Origin of the sequence: Enterobacter sp. MGH120 (genome assembly GCF_001037725.1) — a bacterium.
In the GTDB taxonomy this organism is placed as follows: Bacteria; Pseudomonadota; Gammaproteobacteria; order Enterobacterales; family Enterobacteriaceae; genus Enterobacter; species Enterobacter hormaechei_C.
On sequence record NZ_KQ089940.1, the window covers coordinates 4,068,223 to 4,086,794 of the forward strand.

Below are 18,572 nucleotides of genomic sequence, written 5' to 3' on the forward strand. Positions count from 1 at the left end.
GCCCTTATAGCTGCACACCGGAGAAGGACATAAAGCCCAACGCCATCAGGCCGGTGGTGATAAAGGTGATCCCTAAGCCACGAAGCCCCGCAGGTACGTTGGCATATTTCATTTTTTCACGGATCCCCGCCATGGTGACAATCGCCAGCATCCAGCCGATACCGGAACCGAAGCCATACACAACCGATTCACTGAAGTTGTAATCGCGCTGAACCATAAACGAGACGCCACCGAAGATGGCGCAGTTCACGGCGATCAGCGGCAGGAAGATCCCCAGCGCGTTGTACAGCGACGGGAAGTATTTATCGAGGATCATCTCCAGGATCTGAACAAGCGCCGCAATCACTCCGATAAAGGTGATGAAGTTCAGGAAGCTAAGATCAACCCCCTCCACCAGCGCGCCATCACGCAGCACGAAGTTGAATACCAGGTTGTTAATCGGAACGGAAAGCCCCAGCACAACGGTAACTGCCACGCCCAGACCAAATGCCGTCGATACCTTTTTAGAAACGGCAAGGAACGTACACATGCCCAGGAAGAAAGCGAGCGCCATGTTTTCAACAAACACCGCGCGCACAAATAAACTCAGGTAATGAGCCATTGTCGGTTACTCCTTTTCCTGCTGTTCAGGCTTCAACGTACGAATCAGCCAGATCAGCAAACCGATAATGAAAAATGCGCTTGGGGCCAGCAGGAACAGGCCGTTCGGCAGATACCAGCCGCCGTTCTGTACCGTATCCAGCACCGGAATGCCAAACAGCTTGCCGCTGCCAATAAGTTCGCGCAGGAAACCAACCGTCAACAGGATCACGCCGTAACCCAGGCCGTTGCCAATACCGTCCATAAAGCTCGCCAGCGGTGGCATTTTCATCGCATAGGCTTCAGCACGCCCCATCACGATGCAGTTGGTGATTATCAGGCCGACAAACACCGAAAGCTGCTTTGAGGTTTCATAGGCGAAGGCGCGCAGGAGCTGATCGACCACGATCACCAGCGAGGCGATAATCGCCATCTGCACGATGATCCTCACGCTATTGGGTATGTGGTGGCGGATCATTGAGATAAACATGCTGGAAAACGCTGTCACCAGCGTTACCGCCAGCGTCATGACCACCGCCGTTTCCAGCTTGGTGGTCACCGCCAGCGCCGAGCACACCCCCAGCACCTGTAGCGTTATCGGGTTATTGGCTAACAGCGGGCCAATCAGCACCTTTTTAACTTCTTTCAGTTCACCCGTATCAGCCATTATTCAGCGCTCCTTCACGTACATTCTTCAGGAAGGGACCAAAGCCCAGTTCACCCATCCAGAAATCAAAGCTGTGCTGCACACCGTTAGAGGTGAGCGTGGCACCGGAAAGGCCATCAACGGCAAATTCATCGCCGGGACGCGCGCCCCCTTTCACCACCTTCAGCGCAGGCTGGCCGTTGTCGTCGAGCACTTTTTTACCAACAAACTGTGCCCGCCAGTTAGGGTTCTCAACTTCACCCCCCAGCCCTGGTGTTTCGCCCTGATCGTAATAAGTAATGCCTTTCACCGTACGACCATCGGTATCCAGCGCCACAAAGGCGTACATCATTGACCATAAACCGTTGCCATAGATGGGCAACACGATTTCCTGGATGCGCTTTTGCTCATCACGGACGAGGTAAATCTCCGCGACATTGCTGCGGCGCTTAATGCCTGCCGGATCCTGCGAGGCGTCAAGCGTGGTGCTCATCTGCGGATCTTTTAGCGCCAGCGCCTGGTTGTATTTCGCCGGGTCTTTATCCATTAACTCCCCGGTTTTTAAATCCACCAGCCGTGCGGTAATACGTTCGGCAAACACCGCTGCGACGTCATCCTTCGTCATGCCTTCCTGCATCAGCCCGGCCACGGCCAGGATGTTACGCTGTTTATCCAGCGCTCGTTGCTCCTGCTGTAGCGGCTTTAACCCTACGGCAGAACCGGCCACGACAATGGAACAGACCAGACACAGTACCAGCACCACCAGCAGCGTTTTGCTGATGCTGTCGTTATTTTTGATCTCAGCCACGCGCCTTCCTCCGCTTAATGTTGGCGCGCACGACCAGGTAGTCGAACAGCGGCGCAAACAGATTGGCAAACAGAATGGCCAACATCATCCCTTCCGGATAAGCCGGGTTGACCACGCGAATCAGTACACACATCACCCCAATGAGCGCGCCGTAACACCATTTACCTCTGTCGGTAAACGAAGCCGAGACCGGATCGGTGGCCATGAACATCATGCCAAACGCAAAGCCTCCCAGCACAAGGTGCCAGTACCACGGCATGGAGAACATCGGGTTTGTGTCTGAACCAATGAAGTTGAAAAGCGTGGCGGTGAGTACCATCCCGAGCATGACGCCTGCGACAATGCGCCAGGACGCCACGCGGCCAAAGAGGATGATGGCCCCGCCGATCAAAATCATCAGGGTAGACACTTCACCGATGGAGCCCGGAATATTGCCGATAAACGCATCAAACCAGGTGACAGGCTGTCCGGTTGCATTATTGACCAGCGTTTCGCCGCCGCCAGCCGCCCACTGTGAAAGTGGCGTCGCGCCGGAGAATCCGTCTGCTGCCGTCCACACCAGGTCGCCCGAGATTTGCGCCGGATAAGCAAAGAACAGGAACGCGCGCCCTGCCAGTGCCGGGTTGAGGAAGTTGCGTCCGGTCCCGCCGAAGATCTCCTTGGCAATCACCACGCCAAAGCTGATCCCCATCGCCGCCTGCCAGAGCGGCAGCGTTGGCGGGACAATCAGCGCAAACAGAATAGAGGTAACAAAGAAGCCCTCGTTGATCTCATGTTTGCGAATAATAGCGAACAGCACCTCCCAGAAACCGCCGACGATAAAGACAGTCATATAGATAGGGAGGAAGAAGACAGCGCCCAGCGTCATCATGCTGACCCAGCCGGCATCTGCCGCAAAGCTCACCCCCAGCGACTGCGCCAGACGATAGTGCCAGTCAGACTGAATCACCTGCGCCAGCTGCTCTGCATCGTACATATGGTGCAGCGCCGGAATAGTTTGCAACCCAACGTTATACATCCCCCAGAACATGGCCGGGAAGACCGCAAACCAGACCAGAATCATCATTCGCTTGAGGTCGATGGCGTCGCGAACGTGCGCCGCGCCTTTCGTCACCAGACCCGGCGTGTAGAAAATGGTCGTTGTCGCTTCATACAGCGGGTAGTACTTTTTGAGCTTCCCTTCGGTAAAGTGCGGCTCAATTTTTTCAAAGAGGTGTTTTAAGCCCATGGTTATCCTTCCTGCTCAATGCGGGTTAACACCTCGCGCAATACGGGTCCATATTCGTATTTACCTGGACACACATAGGTACACAGCGCCAGATCTTCTTCGTCCAGCTCCAGACAGCCCAACGCCTGGGCACCGTCGGTATCGCCGGCCAGGAGATCGCGCAGCAGCACGGTGGGCAGAATATCCAGCGGCATCACGCGTTCGTAGTTGCCAATCGGAACCATGGCGCGCTCACCGCCGTTGGTACTGGTGGAGAAGTTAAACAGCTTACGACGCAGGAAGTGGCCGAGCGTGGTGCGGGTTACCGAGTATTTTTCTGCGCCAGGCAGCACCCAGCCGAACAGCTCTTTCTCCCGCCCTTCAAGCACCACGCTCACCTGAAGATGGAAACGACCCAGCCAGGCCATCGGGCCTGTCGCGTGCCTGCCGCTCAGCACCGAACCGGAAATAATACGGTTTTCACCCTCTTTCGTTTCGCCAGCCAACAGCGCCGTCAGGTCTGCCCCAAGCAGCGTGCGAACCAGACGCGGTTGGGTTGCCTGAGGGCCGCCGATGGCAATAATGCGTTCTGCGCACAGCTCACCCGTGGTGAACAGCTTACCGATAGCGATCACGTCCTGATAATTAAGATGCCAGACCTGTTTCGTCAGGCTTACCGGCTCCAGGAAATGAATATGTGTTCCCACCAGCCCGGCCGGATGCGGGCCGGCAAATTCATTAAAGGCTACCTGCCCTTGCGGATGCCCGCCCAGCTTACCGCCGCTGGCCTGACAGACATGCACTTTGCCCGGCGTCAGGCGCGTTAACACGGTGAGGCCGGCATCGAAAGCTTTGCGTTCAGCCAGGATAAGAGGCTGCGGATCTGCGCTGAGCGGGTTGGTGTCGATGGCCGTAACGAAGATAGCGGCCGGCACAGTGCCAGGCACGGGCGTTTTGCTATAGGGGCGCGTGCGAAGCGCCGTCCACAGTCCCGACTCCAGCAGTTGCGTCTGCACCGCGTCGTGGCTGAGGGTGGCAAGATCGGCGGCGTCAAAACGCGCAAATTCGCGTTTCTCATCGCCTTCAATTTGAATAACAACCGATTGCAGGACGCGACGCTCACCACGATGGATGGCGACAACGGTGCCGCTGGCTGGGGCTGTAAACATAACGCCAGGATTTTTTTTATCCTCGAAGAGCGCCTGACCTTTTATTACGCGATCGCCTTCCTGTACCAGCATCGCGGGACGCATGCCCACGTAATCATCACCTACAATAGCGACATGATGAATACTGGCGCCGGTGGTGACGTGCTGTTCAGGCACGCCAGAGATTGGCAGATCGAGTCCTTTTCTGATTCTAAACATGTGGTTAGCAGGTATCCATGAACAACAATCCAGAGAGGCCGGAGTGTACCATTTTCGGCCCTGCCAGGGGCAGCAAATCCGCCGTCTGGCGCGCCGAAATGCGAGCTATTGCGCAAAGTTCCTGGAGTCAGGACATTATGAATGGGTTATAAAGTAAAACTAATTTGTAAACGCAAAGGTTGGCTCTTGCGAAAATCTCCATCGGTGCTAATGTGAGCGCTCCTGTCCAGATTAGTCTGATTTCGGGTGTCTTTTGCCGTTCTGGCAAGTTGGTCATTGTTTTATCAAGGAACCAGTAGTATGCGTAAAATCGCATTGTTCATTGCGATGCTTCTGATACCGTGCATGTCGTTTGCCGGGCTGCTTGGCAGTAATAGTTCAACGACGCCGGTCAGCAAAGAGTATAAACAGCAGTTGATGGGATCCCCGGTTTATATTCAAATCTTCAAGGAAGAGCGCACACTCGATCTGTTTGTCAAAATGGGCGAGACGTATCAGCTGCTCGATAGCTACAAAATCTGTAACTATTCTGGCGGGCTGGGGCCGAAACAGCGCCAGGGTGACTTCAAAAGTCCGGAAGGGTTTTACAACGTTCAGCGTAACCAGCTAAAACCGGACAGCCGGTTCTATAAAGCGATTAACATCGGTTTCCCCAATGCCTTCGACCGTGCGCACGGTTACGAAGGGAAATACCTGATGATTCACGGTGCCTGCGTGTCAGTCGGTTGTTATGCGATGACGGATTCCGGCATTGATGAAATCTTCCAGTTTGTCACGGGCGCACTGGTCTTCGGCCAGCCGAATGTTCAGGTCAGCATCTATCCGTTCCGTATGACGGATGCGAACATGGCGCGCCATAAGTACTCTGTTTACACAGATTTCTGGAAACAGCTAAAACCGGGCTATGACTACTTCGAGCAGACCCATAAGCCGCCGGTGGTGTCCATCGTCAATGGCCGTTACGTGGTGAGTAAACCGCTCAGCCATGAAGTGGTTCAGCCGCAGCTGGCGTCAAATTACGCGGTCCCCGAGACAAAATAGCGCCCACTCGCCTGGCATGATCTTTTGCCAGGTTTCGTTGCCGGTCAGCGGCTGCGTTGCAATGACAGTGACCACATCGTTCGGTGTGGTCTCCTTCTGAAAATCAATTTCCACATCCTGATCGAGCAGCGTGGCGACGCCAAACGGCGCACGTCGGGTGATCCAGAACAGATTCGTCGAGCAGAACGCCATCACGTAGCGCCCGTCAGACAGCAGCATATTAAAGACGCCCTTCTCGCGTAACTCAGACGCCAGTGACGCTATGTACTTAAAAACGGCGGTCATGTTGCCGGGCGTACGGGGGTAGCGCTCGGTCAGCTTGTGCAGCAGCCAGCAAAATGCTTTTTCGCTGTCCGTTTCACCGACAGGACGGAAATTGCCGGTTTCCAGCGACTTATAGCCCGAAAGCTGCCCGTTGTGCGCATAGGTCCAGTTACGGCCCCACAGTTCACGGGTAAACGGATGGGTATTTTCCAGCGCCACTTCGCCGCGATTTGCCTGGCGGATATGGGCGATCACCGAACAGGATTTAATAGGATAGTCCTGCACCAGTCTGGCAATGGGTGAGTTAAAGCTGGGTTGTGGATCTTTAAACGTGCGACATCCTTTGCCTTCGTAGAAGGTAATACCCCAGCCGTCTTTATGCGGCCCGGTTCCTCCACCGCGCTGAACCAGCCCGGTAAAACTAAAGCAGATATCGGTTGGCACATTGGCGCTCATCCCGAGCAGTTCGCACATAGATCACCTCCACAACAGCGGGGGGCACCGGCGCCCCCCAGCGAAGTCTTACTTAACCATCTCTTTTTCGATCAGTTGGATCAGGATGTGGATCACTTTGATGTGAATTTCCTGAACGCGATCCGCATAACCGAAGTGTGGTACACGGATTTCAATGTCCGCTGTACCGTCCATCTTACCGCCATCTTTCCCGGTAAGGGTGATCACTTTCATGCCCTTCTCACGCGCGGCGGCGATCGCTTTGATCACGTTAGCAGAGTTACCGGACGTGGAGATACCCAGCAGCACGTCGCCTTCACGGCCTACGGCTTCAACGTAGCGGGAAAAGATATGGTCGTAACCGAAGTCGTTGCCTACACAGGAGATGTGGCTCACGTCGGAAATCGCAATCGCCGGGTAGCCCGGACGGTTTTCACGATAGCGTCCGGTCAGCTCTTCGGCGAAGTGCATGGCGTCACAGTGGGAACCGCCGTTACCGCAGGAGAGCACTTTACCGCCGGCTTTGAAGCTGTCGGCAAGCAGGACCGCCGCGCGCTGAATAGCGTGAATATTGGCATCATCTTTCAGAAAATTCGCCAGCGTTTCCGCCGCTTCGTTCAGTTCGTTACGAATAAGATCCTGGTACATGAGGATAATCCTTCAGTATTGATGAAATAACACAGTGGAGTGTACCGGATAGCAGTAAAAGCGAGAAGCTAAAGCCATGCGAATCGTCCGGCGTTTTGATTTTTTGTGCCGGCTAAAACGCGAACAATGTGAACCAGGTTGTAATTATTTTGTAAACACATTGCTAAAGGAAATGACATCAACTACAACCATATCATCACAAGTGGTCAGACCTCCTACAAGCAAGGGAGCTTTTCTTTATGATGATTTTGAGCATTTTCGCAACCGTTGTGCTGCTCGGTGTGTTGTTCTATCACCGTGTCAGTTTATTCCTGAGTAGCCTGATTCTTCTGGCCTGGACGGCTGCACTTGGCGTCGCTGGTCTGTGGAATATCTGGGTCCTTGTTCCCCTGGCCATCATTTTGCTGCCGTTCAACCTGACGCCGATGCGTAAGTCGATGATCTCTGCGCCGGTGTTCAGGGGATTCCGTAAAGTGATGCCGCCGATGTCGCGTACAGAGAAAGAAGCGATTGACGCCGGTACAACCTGGTGGGAAGGCGATCTGTTCCAGGGCAACCCCGACTGGAAAAAGCTTCACAACTATCCGCAGCCGCGTCTGACCGCCGAAGAACAAGCCTTTATTGATGGTCCGGTAGAAGAAGCGTGCCGCATGGCAAACGACTTTGCCATCACTCACGAAATGGCCGACCTGCCGCCTGAGCTGTGGGCATACCTGAAAGAGCATCGCTTCTTCGCGATGATCATTAAGAAAGAGTACGGCGGTCTGGAATTCTCCGCTTACGCTCAGGCTCGGGTGCTGCAAAAACTGGCGGGTGTCTCCGGGATCCTGGCGATCACCGTTGGCGTGCCAAACTCCTTAGGCCCGGGCGAGCTGTTACAGCATTACGGTACAGAAGAGCAGAAAGATCACTACCTGCCGCGTCTGGCGCGTGGTCAGGAAATTCCGTGCTTCGCGCTGACCAGCCCGGAGGCAGGCTCCGATGCCGGCGCAATTCCTGATACCGGCGTGGTTTGCATGGGCGAATGGCAGGGCCAGCAGGTGCTGGGTATGCGCCTGACCTGGAACAAACGTTATATCACCCTCGCACCTATCGCCACGGTGCTGGGCCTGGCGTTCAAACTCTCTGACCCGGAAAAACTGCTGGGCGGTGAAGAAGAGCTGGGTATTACCTGTGCGCTGATCCCAACCTCGACTCCGGGCGTTGAAATTGGTCGCCGTCACTTCCCGCTGAACGTGCCGTTCCAGAACGGTCCTACCCGCGGTCAGGATATCTTTGTCCCGATTGACTACATCATCGGTGGCCCGAAAATGGCCGGGCAGGGCTGGCGTATGCTGGTGGAATGTCTGTCTGTGGGCCGCGGCATTACCCTGCCGTCGAACTCAACAGGCGGTCTGAAATCGGTGGCGATGGGGATTGGGGCTTACGCGCATATCCGCCGTCAGTTCAAAATCTCCATCGGCAAGATGGAAGGTATCGAAGAGCCGCTGGCGCGTATTGCGGGCAATGCCTATGTGATGGACGCCGCAGCCTCGCTGATTACCTACGGCATTATGCTGGGTGAAAAACCCGCCGTGCTGTCAGCGATTGTGAAGTATCACTGTACCCACCGCGCACAGCAGTCAATTATTGATGCAATGGATATCGCAGGCGGTAAAGGTATCATGCTCGGCGAAGGCAACTTCCTGGCGCGCGGCTATCAGGGTGCGCCGATTGCCATCACCGTGGAAGGGGCAAACATCCTGACCCGCAGCATGATGATCTTCGGCCAGGGTGCGATTCGTTGCCATCCGTACGTGCTGGAAGAGATGGCTGCCGCGCAGAATAATGATGTGGATGCCTTCGACAAGCTGCTGTTCAAACATATCGGTCACGTCGGCAGCAACAAGGTGCGCAGCTTCTGGCTGGGCCTGACGCGCGGGCTGACCAGCGCGACGCCAACCGGCGATGCGACCAAACGTTACTACCAGCATCTGAACCGTCTGAGCGCCAACCTGGCCCTGCTGTCTGACGTCTCAATGGCCGTCCTGGGCGGTAGCCTGAAGCGTCGCGAACGCATCTCCGCCCGTCTGGGTGATGTGCTGAGCCAGATCTTCCTGGCCTCTGCGGTGCTGAAACGCTACGACGATGAAGGCCGTCAGGAAGCGGATCTGCCGCTGGTGCACTGGGGCGTTCAGGATGCGATGTATCAGGCCGAACAGGCGATTGACGATCTGCTGGCGAACTTCCCGAACCGCTTCGTAGCGGGTGCCCTGCGCGCGGTGATCTTCCCGACCGGTCGTCATCACCTGGCGCCGTCCGACAAGCTGGATCACAAAGTGGCAAAAATCCTCCAGGTACCAAACGCAACCCGCTCTCGTATTGGTCGGGGTCAATATCTGGCACCTACCCCGCATAACCCGGTAGGTTTGCTGGAAGAGGCGCTGCTTGACGTGATGGCCGCCGACCCGATTCACCAGAAGATCTGCAAACAGCTGGGCAAAAACCTGCCGTTTACACGACTGGATGAGCTGGCAAAACAGGCGCTGGCGGGTGGCATCATCGAGAACAGCGAAGCTGCGATTCTGGTGAAAGCCGAAGAGAGCCGTCTGCGCAGTATTAATGTGGATGATTTCGAACCTGAAGAGCTGGCGACACAGCCGGTAAAGCTGCCAGAGAAGCACCGCAAACCTGAAGCGGCATAAGGCCTTTTGCTCCCACAAACCCCGCCCTGCGCGGGGTTTTTTATTGCCACATTTTCTGGTAATGACGTGCTACAGTGTCAAAAAGTGTTTATTAAGGAGCCTGTATCGTGCCTGGTTTAAAGATTTCTGTTTTGCAGCAACCTTTAGTGTGGATGGACGGCCCCGCCAACCTTCGCCATTTTGATCGCCAGCTGGAAGAGATTACCGGACGCGATGTGATTGTCCTGCCGGAGATGTTTACCACAGGTTTCGCGATGGAGGCAGCAAAACAGTCCATGCCGCAGGACGAGGTGGTGGCCTGGATGCACGCCAGGGCGCAGGAAACAAATGCGCTGATTGCCGGTAGCGTCGCACTCCAGACCGGGCGCGGACCGGTCAACCGCTTCCTGCTGGTCGAGCCGGAAGGAAAAGTCCATTTCTACGATAAGCGCCACCTGTTCCGCATGGCGGACGAACATCAACATTATGAAGCCGGAAGCGAACGCGTGGTATTTGAATGGCGCGGCTGGCGTATTCTGCCGCTGGTCTGCTATGACCTGCGCTTCCCGGTGTGGTCGCGCAACCGCAACGATTATGACCTGGCGTTGTACGTCGCCAACTGGCCCGCCCCACGCTCCCTGCACTGGCAGGCTTTACTGACCGCGCGCGCGATTGAAAATCAGGCTTATGTCGTTGGCTGTAACCGCGTGGGAACGGACGGCAACGGGCATCACTATCGCGGTGACAGCCGGGTGATCAGTCCGCAGGGTGAGATTATTGCCACCGCCGAGCCGCATCAGGCAACACGAATTGACGCTGAGATCTCGTTAACGACGTTAAAGGAGTATCGGGAGAAGTTTCCGGCCTGGCAGGATGCAGATCCGTTTAGCATTGGTTGAAAAAAAGCCGGGTGACGGCTGCGCCTTACCCGGCCTACAAAAAGCACAGCGTAGGCACGGTAAGCGCAGCGCCACCGGGCGTTAACTAACTCACCAGCGCCTGCCCGTCTTTGCGGCTTTCCGTCGCGGCCACGTAGTGCCCTTCCGGCATACGGTAAATCACCTGCGCACCGCCGAAGTTATAATCCTGAAGCGGATCTTCCACCACGATCTGATGCCCGCGCTCGCGCAGCGCCGCGATAGTATTGCGATCGAACGTTGATTCGACGATCACCTCCCTGCCCTGCACCACGCGCCAGCGCGGTGCATCGATTGCCGCCTGCGGGTTTTGCCCGTGCAGCATAATGCGCAGCGCCATCTGCATGTGCCCCTGCGCCTGCATCGGGCCGCCCATCACGCCGAAGGACATCAGCGGCTTGCCGTTGCCGTCCATCGCAAATCCCGGAATGATGGTGTGGAACGGGCGCTTGCTGCCCGCCAGCGCGTTCGGGTGCGCAGGATCCAGCACAAAGCCGCAGCCCCGGTTTTGCAGGCTGATCCCGGTATCCGGCACCACGATCCCTGAACCGAATCCCATATAGTTGGACTGAATAAACGAGACCATCATCCCACTCGCATCCGCGGTGCTGACGTAAACCGTCCCGCTCTGCGTCGGCGATCCGTACACAAAATCAGAGGCGCTATCGTGGTTGATAAGCGCGGCGCGCGACTTCAGGTAATGGTCACTCAGCAGCTCTTTTGCCGCGAACGCCATATGTTCTTCATCCGCAACGTAGCGGTCGAGATCCGCCAGCGCCAGCTTCATCGCCTCGATGGAGAGATGAAGAGACTGCACGGAATCCGGGTGATGCTTCTCAATGCCGCACTGCTCAAGAATACCCAGCGCGATCAGCGTGGCGATCCCCTGACCGTTTGGCGGCAATTCCTGAACCGAGCCGCCCGCGAAGTCGCGCGACAGCAGGTCAACCCAGTCCACGCGGTGGTTTGCCAGATCCTCTGCCGTCAGATGCGCACCGTGTTCTTTGGCAAAGGCGGCAATTTTCTGCGCCAGCTCGCCGCGGTAAAATGCGTCACCGTTAGTTTTGGCAATCAGCTCCAGCGAGCTGGCCTGCGCCGGGTTACGGAAGATTTCCCCCACGCGCGGGGCGCGGCCTTCCGGCGCGAAGCAGGCGCTGAAGCCCGGCTGATCTTTCAGCTTGCTATAGCCTCGCTGCCAGAGATGACCAATCAGCGGCGAGACGGGAAAGCCGTTGCGCGCGTAGTCAATGGCAGGCTGCGCCAGCGTGGTCAGCGGCAGCGTGCCGAAGCGCTCCGCCAGCGCGACCCAGCCGGATACCGCTCCCGGCACGGTCACCGCGTCCCAGCCAATTTCCGGCATTGCGCTTTTTCCGGCAAACAGATCCGCATGCCAGCTGGCCGGCGAGCGGCCTGATGCGTTGAGGCCGTGAAGCTTTTCACCGTCCCAGACGATGGCAAAGGCGTCGCTGCCGATCCCGTTGCCGGTCGGCTCAACCACCGTCAGCGCCATCGCGGTGGCAATGGCTGCATCGACGGCATTGCCGCCCAGTTGCAGCATCTTCATCCCCGCCTGCGCCGCCAGCGGCTGCGACGTGGCAACCGCGTTATGGCCCAGCATCGGCGGACGGCGTGAATCGTAACCGGACGTAAAATCAAGCGCTTTGGTCATCATGACTCCTTAGTCGTGGCGCGGATCGAGCGCATCGCGCAGCCCGTCGCCGAGTAGATTAAAGCCCTGCACGGCAAGGAAAATCGCCACGCCGGGGAAAACGGACATCCACGGAGCCTGCTCCAGAAACCCTTTCGCGGTGTTGAGCATGGAGCCCCAGGACGGATTTGGCGGCTGCTGTCCCAGCCCCAAAAACGACAGGCTGGCTTCGGCGATAATCGCCGAGGCGATCGCCAGCGTGGCCTGCACGAGGATCGGCGACATCACGTTTGGCAGGACGTATTTAATGATGATCCAGCTATCCGGCAGGCCAATCGCCCGCGCGCCGTCGATATACTCTTCGTTGCGAATGGCGATCACCTGGCCGCGCGTCAGCCGGGCGAAAATCGGCATTGCCGAGAGACCAATGGCGATCATCGCATTTGTCAGGCTTGGGCCCAAAAATGCCCCCAGCGCGATCGCCATGATCAGGAACGGACAGGCCAGCAAGGCCTCAATAAAGCGCGAGATCACGCCGTCCCACATCTTCTGGAAGTAGCCCGCCACCAGCCCCAGCGGCACGCCGATGACCACGGCAATAATGACCGACATACAGCCCGCCATCAGCGAGGTGCGCGCCCCCCAAATAATGCGGGATAAGATGTCACGCCCCAGCTCGTCGGTGCCGAACCAGTACATCGCCGACGGCACTTTGCGCACCGCCAGGAAGTTGGCTTTGACCGGGTCGAAGGGGGCGATCCACGGCGCCAGCAGCGCCACCAGGACAAAAAAGCCCACCACAAGCGCGCCAATCACCGCGCTTTTATTGCCGAGAAATTTCTTCAGCACCCGGTTCTGCGCGCGCGGCAGCGTGGGGGCAACGGTTTGCGTCGTCAGTTCCGCCATGGTTAACCTCGCATTTTCGGGTTGATAAGGACGTAGAGCACGTCGGCCAGCAGATTGAGCATCAGGAAGCCGATCGCCACGATCAGCACCACGCCCTGCACCACCGCATAGTCACGATTGAACACCGAGTCGACGATCATTTTGCCAAAGCCCGGAATGGTGAAGACCTGCTCGGTCAGCACCGCGCCGCCCAGTAGCTCGCCGAACAGCAGCGTGGTGAGGGTGATTACAGGCACTAGCGCGTTGCGAAAGGCGTGCTTCAGGATCACTGCTTTCGGCAGCAGCCCCTTAGCGCGCGCGGTGCGGATGTAATCCGCCTTCAGTACCGCAATCATCGACGCACGGGTATGGCGCATCAGCGTCGCCGCCAGTCCGGTTCCGAGCACGGACGCGGGCAGCAGCAGCGTGCGCAGGTTCTGGATCGGATCTTCACTGAATGGCACATAACCGGACGCAGGTAACCATTGCAAGTTCACCGAAAAGACCAGAATCAGCAGGATCCCCAGCCAGAAGTGCGGAATTGATATCCCCGAGATCGCCACAAAGTTCGCCCCGTGATCGACCCAGCTGTTTTTATTCACCGCCGCAAGGATCCCCATGCTGATGCCAAACACCAGCGCGATGATCATCGCCAGCAGAGAGAGCTCCAGCGTGACCGGCAGCTTGCTGGCAATCAGCTGCGTAACCGGTTCATGCGTGCGCAAGGAGACGCCCAGATCGCCCTGCAGCGCGCGCGTCAGCCAATGGAAATACTGCACGGGGATCGGCGCATCCAGATTAAGCTCAGCACGCAGTTGGGCAATGACCGCCGGATCGCGCTCCTCCCCGGCCATGGCGATCAGCGGGTCGCCGGGCAGCAGCTTTTGCAGCCCGAACACCATCATGCTCACCAGCAATAGCGTCGGGACGGCCAGCAGCAGACGTTTGCAAATCAGTTCCAGCATGGGTTCTCCTCAGGACGTTTATTTTGCCAGCGTCAAACCGGCCAGACGCACGATGCCGTCCGGGTACGGCTTAAAGCCCTGCACGCTTTTGTTCAGGCCAAAAATGCGCGGCTCGAAGTAGAGGTAGGCAATCGGCATGTCGGTCTGGAGCTGCTTCACCACCTTGTCGTACAGCGGCTGGCGTGCGGCCTGGTCGGTGCTCTGACGCGCCTGAGTCAGCCATTCATCGATTTGCGCGTTGCTGTATCGGCCGTCGTTCAGGGTGCCTTTACTGTTGATAAAGCCGTAAATGCTGCCATCCGGATCCGGGCGCCCCGACCAGCCGGAGAAGCTCAACTGGTAGTCACCGCTCTGCTGGCGATCCAGCAGCGTGGCGAACTCGGTCATTTGCAGGTTCAGGTTAAAGCCCGCCTCTGCCACCATCGCCTGCAATACCTGTCCCACCTGCTGCGAGGTTGGGTTGTTCGGCACCAGCAGATTGACGCTCAGCGGCGTGGTTACACCGGCGGCTTTCAGCAGCGCTTTGGCTTTATCGACGTCGCGCGGCGGGACCGGCAGGTTAACATGGTACGGGCTGACCGGTGAAAACGCCTGATTTGCCGGGGTGTAGAGCCCTTCAAAGACCACCTGGTTTAACGCATCGCGATCGATTGCCTGAGAAAACGCCTCGCGCACGCGGGCATCTTTGAACGGATCGTTGGCCGGCACCTTGCCGTTGTTAATATTGAAGGTGATCCCCTGATAGCCCAGACCGGTGACCTTCGCCAACGCCAGCTTGCTGTCGGCTTCGACGGTTTTGACGTCGCTGGCGGCAATGCCCTCGGTCAGGTCAAGATCGCCCGCGCGCAGGTTCGCCAGGCGCACGGAGGCATCCGGGATCGGCAGGTAGATAATTTTGTCGAAGTGGTAGGCGTCTTTGTTCCAGTAGTTGTCGAAGCGGGTCAGAACGATGCGGTCCTGCGAGACGCGGCTGTCGAACTTATAGGGGCCAGAGCAGACCGGATGGGCGGCAAAGTCGGGCTTTTTCGCCGCTTCCGGAGCCATCATCGCCCCGGCGCGGTCGGTGAGCTGCATCAGCAACGCGGCATCGGGGGTCTTCAGGTGCAGGGCGATCTGCATCGGGCCAGTAACTTCCACGGACTCTACGGACGAGATTTCACTTTTACGCAGGGAGCCTTTTAAGGTCAGGGCGCGGTCGAGGTTGTACTTTGCCGCCGCCGCATCAAATTTTTCACCGTCGTGGAAGGTCACGCCTTCACGCAGGTTGAGCGTCAGGGTTTTACCGTCTTCGCTCCAGGCCCAGTCTTTTGCCAGCCCCGGCACCACCTTTAAATGCTCATCAACGTCCACCAGCCTGTCGCAGAGAGAGGCAAACACGAAACGGCCATAGTAGGTGCGCGCCAGATGCGGGTCGAGCATGTCAGGGTCAGCGCCCAGACCGATTCGCAGCACACTTTCAGAATGGGCGGGCAGCGCCGCGCCAAGCAACATAACACTTCCCAGTACGGTCAAAAGAGAATTACGCATTGTCATTATCATGAGTTCCTTGAAGGAAGGGAGGAGTGAGTGGCCGCGTGTTCAAACAGCGCGCGGCGGCGCAGAAAAGCGGCGGATGGCGGTGCGATCTGGATAACGCTGCGATCGCGATTGATCTCCTGCCAGCGATGGCAGGCAACCTGACGTCCGCCGTCGAGCACCTGATTAATCGGCTCGATCTGGCGGCATTCATCTGTAACGTAGGGGCAACGGGTGTGGAAACGGCAGCCGGACGGCGGGTTAGCCGGGTTCGGTAAATCACCCTGCAACAGCGGCGTATCCCGCGCTACGCCTGGCTGCATTTGCGGCGCTGAGGCAATCAACGCCTGGGTATAAGGATGCAACGGTGCGTCGAAGATGTCGTCGACGGTGGCCAGCTCGACGATTTGCCCAAGATACATTACCGCCACGCGGTCGCTCATATGACGGATAACCGCCAGCCCGTGGGCGACGATCACCATCGTTAGCCCCAACTGGTGCTTCAGGCTTTCCAGTAAATTAACCACCTGTGCCTGAACGGAAACGTCCAGCGCAGAAACCGGCTCATCACCCAGCAGCAGCTTTGGGCCTGACGCCAGCGCGCGCGCAATGCCGATACGCTGACGCTGCCCGCCGGAAAATTCGTGTGGATAACGCCCGGCCCAGGCCGCGGGCAAGCCGACCGTCCTGAGTAGCTCGGAAACGCGGTACTGGCGATCCGTTTTTTTCATGTTCTGGTGCAGCCACAGCGGCTCACCGACAATTTGCTCCACCGTCATGCGCGGGTTCAGCGAGGCGAAGGGATCCTGAAAGATGATCTGTAGCTCACGCCGGAGCTGGTTCAGACGGGCGCCCGAGGCGTGGGTGATCTCCTCACCCTGATAAAATACCCGCCCTTCGCTGGCGCCCAGCAGGCGCAGCAGCAGACGACCAAGGGTGGATTTCCCGGACCCCGACTCGCCGACAATTGCCAGCGTTTCGCCAGGCATCACCGACATCGAAACTCGGTCGACAGCGGTGACAAAGCGAGCCGGCGTAAACAGTTTTTTCGGGCCGGGGAAAAGCTTGCTCAGATCGCGGGCTTCAAGAATGGGCATGGTCATGCGGTCTCTCCCAGGGCAATGTGGTGTTCGAGCGGCACGCGGAAGCAGGCAACCTGATGGCCCGTACCGAGCGTAGTGAGCGGTGGTTTTTCAGCATGACAGCGCGTCTGCGCGAAGGGACATCGGGTGGCAAAGCGGCAGCCTTGAGGCATGGATTCCGGCAGCGGGACCGATCCGGGAATAGTTGATAGCTGGCCTTTACGCGCGCCCATAGAAGGAAGGGAACCCATAAGGCCAATGGTATAGGGGTGCTGCGGATCGGCAAACAGGGCTTCAACACTCCCCTGCTCCACTACCTGTCCGGCATACATCACCGCCACCTGCTGCGCGACTTCGGCCACCACGCCTAAATCGTGGGTGATCATCAGCACCGCCGTGCCCGTTTCTTCTTTTAAGGTATTGAGCAGGGAGAGAATTTGCGCCTGAATGGTCACGTCCAGAGCAGTAGTGGGTTCGTCAGCAATAAGTAGTTTGGGATGGTTTATCAGCGCCATCGCAATCATCACGCGCTGGCGCATACCGCCGGAAAGCTGATGCGGGTAAGCCTTAAGGCGCATCTCTGCGGCCGGGATCTGCACCTTCTCCAGGATCTGTAGCGCAACCGTCATCGCCTGAGCCCGGGAGATCGTTTGATGGCGCATCACCGCTTCACTGAGCTGATCGCCAAGCGTGAAGGCCGGGTTGAGCGAGGTCATGGGCTCCTGGAATATCATCGCCAGCTCGCTGCCGCGCAGATCGGCATACTCCCGCGGCGAGAGCTTGCGCAGATCCTGGCGGCGGAAATTCATCTCCCCGCTGACGACCCGGGCGCTGGCAGGTAATAACCCCATCAGCGCCAGGGAAGTGATGCTTTTACCGCAGCCGGACTCGCCTACCAGCGCCAGCGTTTCTCCCGCCCTGACCGTCAGCGAGATATCTTCGAGCACGCTCACCGGCGAGCCTGCGAATTTAACGTTGAGGTTTTGCAGCCGCAGTACGGGCGTGGAGTCCTTAAAGGGTATCGTCGTCATAGCGTGGAATCGTCCTCAAGGTGGATAGCCTGAATCAGGGCGGTTTGCAGGCTGAGCAGGTGTTCGCGCATGGCGGCAGCTGCTTCATTAGGCTGGCGATGAATAATCGCTGACATGATTTTGTGATGGTGGTCGTTGTAGCTATCGACACGTTCAGGGGTGCGGGCAAGTTCGCGTAAATGCTGCCAGCCAGGCTCCCGGCGGACGGCATCTATCGCATCAAAAAGCCCAAGCATCAGGCGGTTACCTGCTGCCTCCGCAATGGCGCGGTGGAAGGCGCTATCCCACAGTTCGTTGAGATCGCGGTCATCCGGGCTGACCTTATTAATGCGTTCCAGCATACGCTGCATGAGCGCGAGGTTTTCCCTGGTGGCACGCAGTGCCGCAAGTCGGGCTAAGCCGGGTTCGAGCTGTAGTCGAGCTTCCATGACTTCCAGCAGGTTGGTTTGCTGAACCAATCCCTGAAGCGCCAACGGCTCAACCGGGGCAGATGGACCAATAAAGGTACCCTTGCCCTGCTTGCGCCAGATACGCCCTTCCTCTTCCAGCACGTCCAGCGCGCGACGCACTTCACGTCGGCCTACGCCGAGAGTGTCCGACAGCTCACGTTCAGTGGGCAGCGGAATGCCTGGTGTTGACTCGTGCTGGTTGATAAGCCCGCGCAGCTGCTCAAGCGCGGTACTGGAATTAGCTAAAAACCGTGAAGGCTTTTCCATATTGGTTCGCTCGCTTTCATCATTGCTTTATTTTTATTAATAATAAGTTATTGATATGACGCAGAACTTAACGTGCTAATGATTAAGCAATTAACGAACCAATAGCGTATTGGTTCGTTAATTTTCTGAAAAATGAT

17 protein-coding genes are annotated in these 18,572 nt (G+C 57.4%); 3 read left to right on the forward strand and 14 right to left on the reverse strand.

Translation table 11 applies throughout. The features are described 5' to 3' along the window. Positions 1-4 precede the first annotated feature (4 nt). The 5 genes from nqrE to SK54_RS19030 are packed head-to-tail and all read right to left on the reverse strand — an operon-like array spanning position 5 to position 4,607. Positions 5-601, reverse strand: a complete 597-nt coding sequence (gene nqrE, locus SK54_RS19010) for an NADH:ubiquinone reductase (Na(+)-transporting) subunit E (RefSeq protein WP_003863217.1) — start codon at positions 599-601, stop codon at positions 5-7. Positions 602-607: 6 nt separating this feature from the next. Continuing rightward, positions 608-1,246: an NADH:ubiquinone reductase (Na(+)-transporting) subunit D gene (locus SK54_RS19015; RefSeq protein ID WP_003863219.1), complete on the reverse strand. Its 639-nt coding sequence runs from the start codon at positions 1,244-1,246 to the stop codon at positions 608-610. Beyond that, positions 1,239-2,033 (reverse strand): Na(+)-translocating NADH-quinone reductase subunit C, encoded by a 795-nt coding sequence (locus SK54_RS19020; protein WP_023295964.1) that lies wholly within the window; start codon positions 2,031-2,033, stop codon positions 1,239-1,241. The genes SK54_RS19015 and SK54_RS19020 overlap by 8 nt, the downstream gene beginning before the upstream one ends. Then, complete coding sequence (locus tag SK54_RS19025) at positions 2,026-3,261, reverse strand: NADH:ubiquinone reductase (Na(+)-transporting) subunit B (RefSeq protein WP_015571375.1); 1,236 nt, start codon at positions 3,259-3,261, stop codon at positions 2,026-2,028. The genes SK54_RS19020 and SK54_RS19025 overlap by 8 nt, the downstream gene beginning before the upstream one ends. Positions 3,262-3,263: 2 nt before the next feature. Next, positions 3,264-4,607 (reverse strand): Na(+)-translocating NADH-quinone reductase subunit A, encoded by a 1,344-nt coding sequence (locus SK54_RS19030; protein WP_023295963.1) that lies wholly within the window; start codon positions 4,605-4,607, stop codon positions 3,264-3,266. Between the two features lie 300 nt (positions 4,608-4,907). On the opposite strand from SK54_RS19030, the gene dpaA reads away from it, so the two are divergent. Further along, entirely contained in the window at positions 4,908-5,648 is a 741-nt protein-coding gene (gene dpaA, locus SK54_RS19035) for a peptidoglycan meso-diaminopimelic acid protein amidase (protein ID WP_006810008.1), read from the forward strand. Here the strand turns inward: dpaA and SK54_RS19040 are convergent. Further along, the gene (locus tag SK54_RS19040) at positions 5,619-6,386 is read right to left on the reverse strand and encodes a class II glutamine amidotransferase (protein ID WP_017383120.1); all 768 of its coding nucleotides are present in this window, start codon (positions 6,384-6,386) and stop codon (positions 5,619-5,621) included. The genes dpaA and SK54_RS19040 overlap by 30 nt on opposite strands. A gap of 48 nt (positions 6,387-6,434) precedes the next feature. After that, a complete protein-coding gene (gene lpcA / locus SK54_RS19045; RefSeq protein WP_003863232.1) occupies positions 6,435-7,013 on the reverse strand; it encodes a D-sedoheptulose 7-phosphate isomerase in 579 nt (192 codons plus the stop codon). A 239-nt stretch (positions 7,014-7,252) separates the two neighbouring features. Between lpcA and fadE the strand changes: the two genes are divergently transcribed. Then, on the forward strand, positions 7,253-9,697 hold the full coding sequence (fadE, locus tag SK54_RS19050) for an acyl-CoA dehydrogenase FadE (RefSeq protein ID WP_048247777.1): 2,445 nt from the start codon (positions 7,253-7,255) through the stop codon (positions 9,695-9,697). Positions 9,698-9,804: 107 nt separating this feature from the next. After that, positions 9,805-10,575, forward strand: coding sequence for an amidohydrolase (locus SK54_RS19055; RefSeq protein ID WP_032652649.1), 771 nt, complete (start codon positions 9,805-9,807; stop codon positions 10,573-10,575). An 85-nt stretch (positions 10,576-10,660) separates the two neighbouring features. On the opposite strand, the gene SK54_RS19060 is transcribed toward SK54_RS19055, so the two are convergent. Genes SK54_RS19060 through SK54_RS19090 form a run of 7 tightly spaced genes read right to left on the reverse strand, consistent with a single transcriptional unit; the run spans position 10,661 to position 18,435 of the window. Further along, a complete protein-coding gene (locus tag SK54_RS19060) occupies positions 10,661-12,262 on the reverse strand; it encodes a gamma-glutamyltransferase family protein (protein WP_048247779.1) in 1,602 nt (533 codons plus the stop codon). 9 nt (positions 12,263-12,271) lie between these two features. Further along, positions 12,272-13,147 (reverse strand): ABC transporter permease, encoded by an 876-nt coding sequence (locus tag SK54_RS19065; RefSeq protein WP_048247780.1) that lies wholly within the window; start codon positions 13,145-13,147, stop codon positions 12,272-12,274. A gap of 2 nt (positions 13,148-13,149) precedes the next feature. Further along, positions 13,150-14,091 carry an ABC transporter permease gene (locus SK54_RS19070; RefSeq protein ID WP_015571382.1) on the reverse strand — a complete coding sequence of 314 codons (942 nt, stop codon included), beginning with the start codon at positions 14,089-14,091 and terminating at the stop codon, positions 13,150-13,152. Positions 14,092-14,109: 18 nt separating this feature from the next. Then, the gene (locus SK54_RS19075; RefSeq protein ID WP_075550065.1) at positions 14,110-15,624 is read right to left on the reverse strand and encodes an ABC transporter substrate-binding protein; all 1,515 of its coding nucleotides are present in this window, start codon (positions 15,622-15,624) and stop codon (positions 14,110-14,112) included. Between the two features lie 2 nt (positions 15,625-15,626). Further along, a complete protein-coding gene (locus SK54_RS19080; protein WP_032652644.1) occupies positions 15,627-16,709 on the reverse strand; it encodes an ABC transporter ATP-binding protein in 1,083 nt (360 codons plus the stop codon). Beyond that, complete coding sequence (locus SK54_RS19085) at positions 16,706-17,719, reverse strand: ABC transporter ATP-binding protein (protein ID WP_048247784.1); 1,014 nt, start codon at positions 17,717-17,719, stop codon at positions 16,706-16,708. The genes SK54_RS19080 and SK54_RS19085 overlap by 4 nt, the downstream gene beginning before the upstream one ends. After that, positions 17,716-18,435, reverse strand: coding sequence for a FadR/GntR family transcriptional regulator (locus SK54_RS19090; protein ID WP_015571386.1), 720 nt, complete (start codon positions 18,433-18,435; stop codon positions 17,716-17,718). Before SK54_RS19090 ends, SK54_RS19085 begins: the two co-directional genes overlap by 4 nt. Positions 18,436-18,572 lie beyond the last annotated feature (137 nt).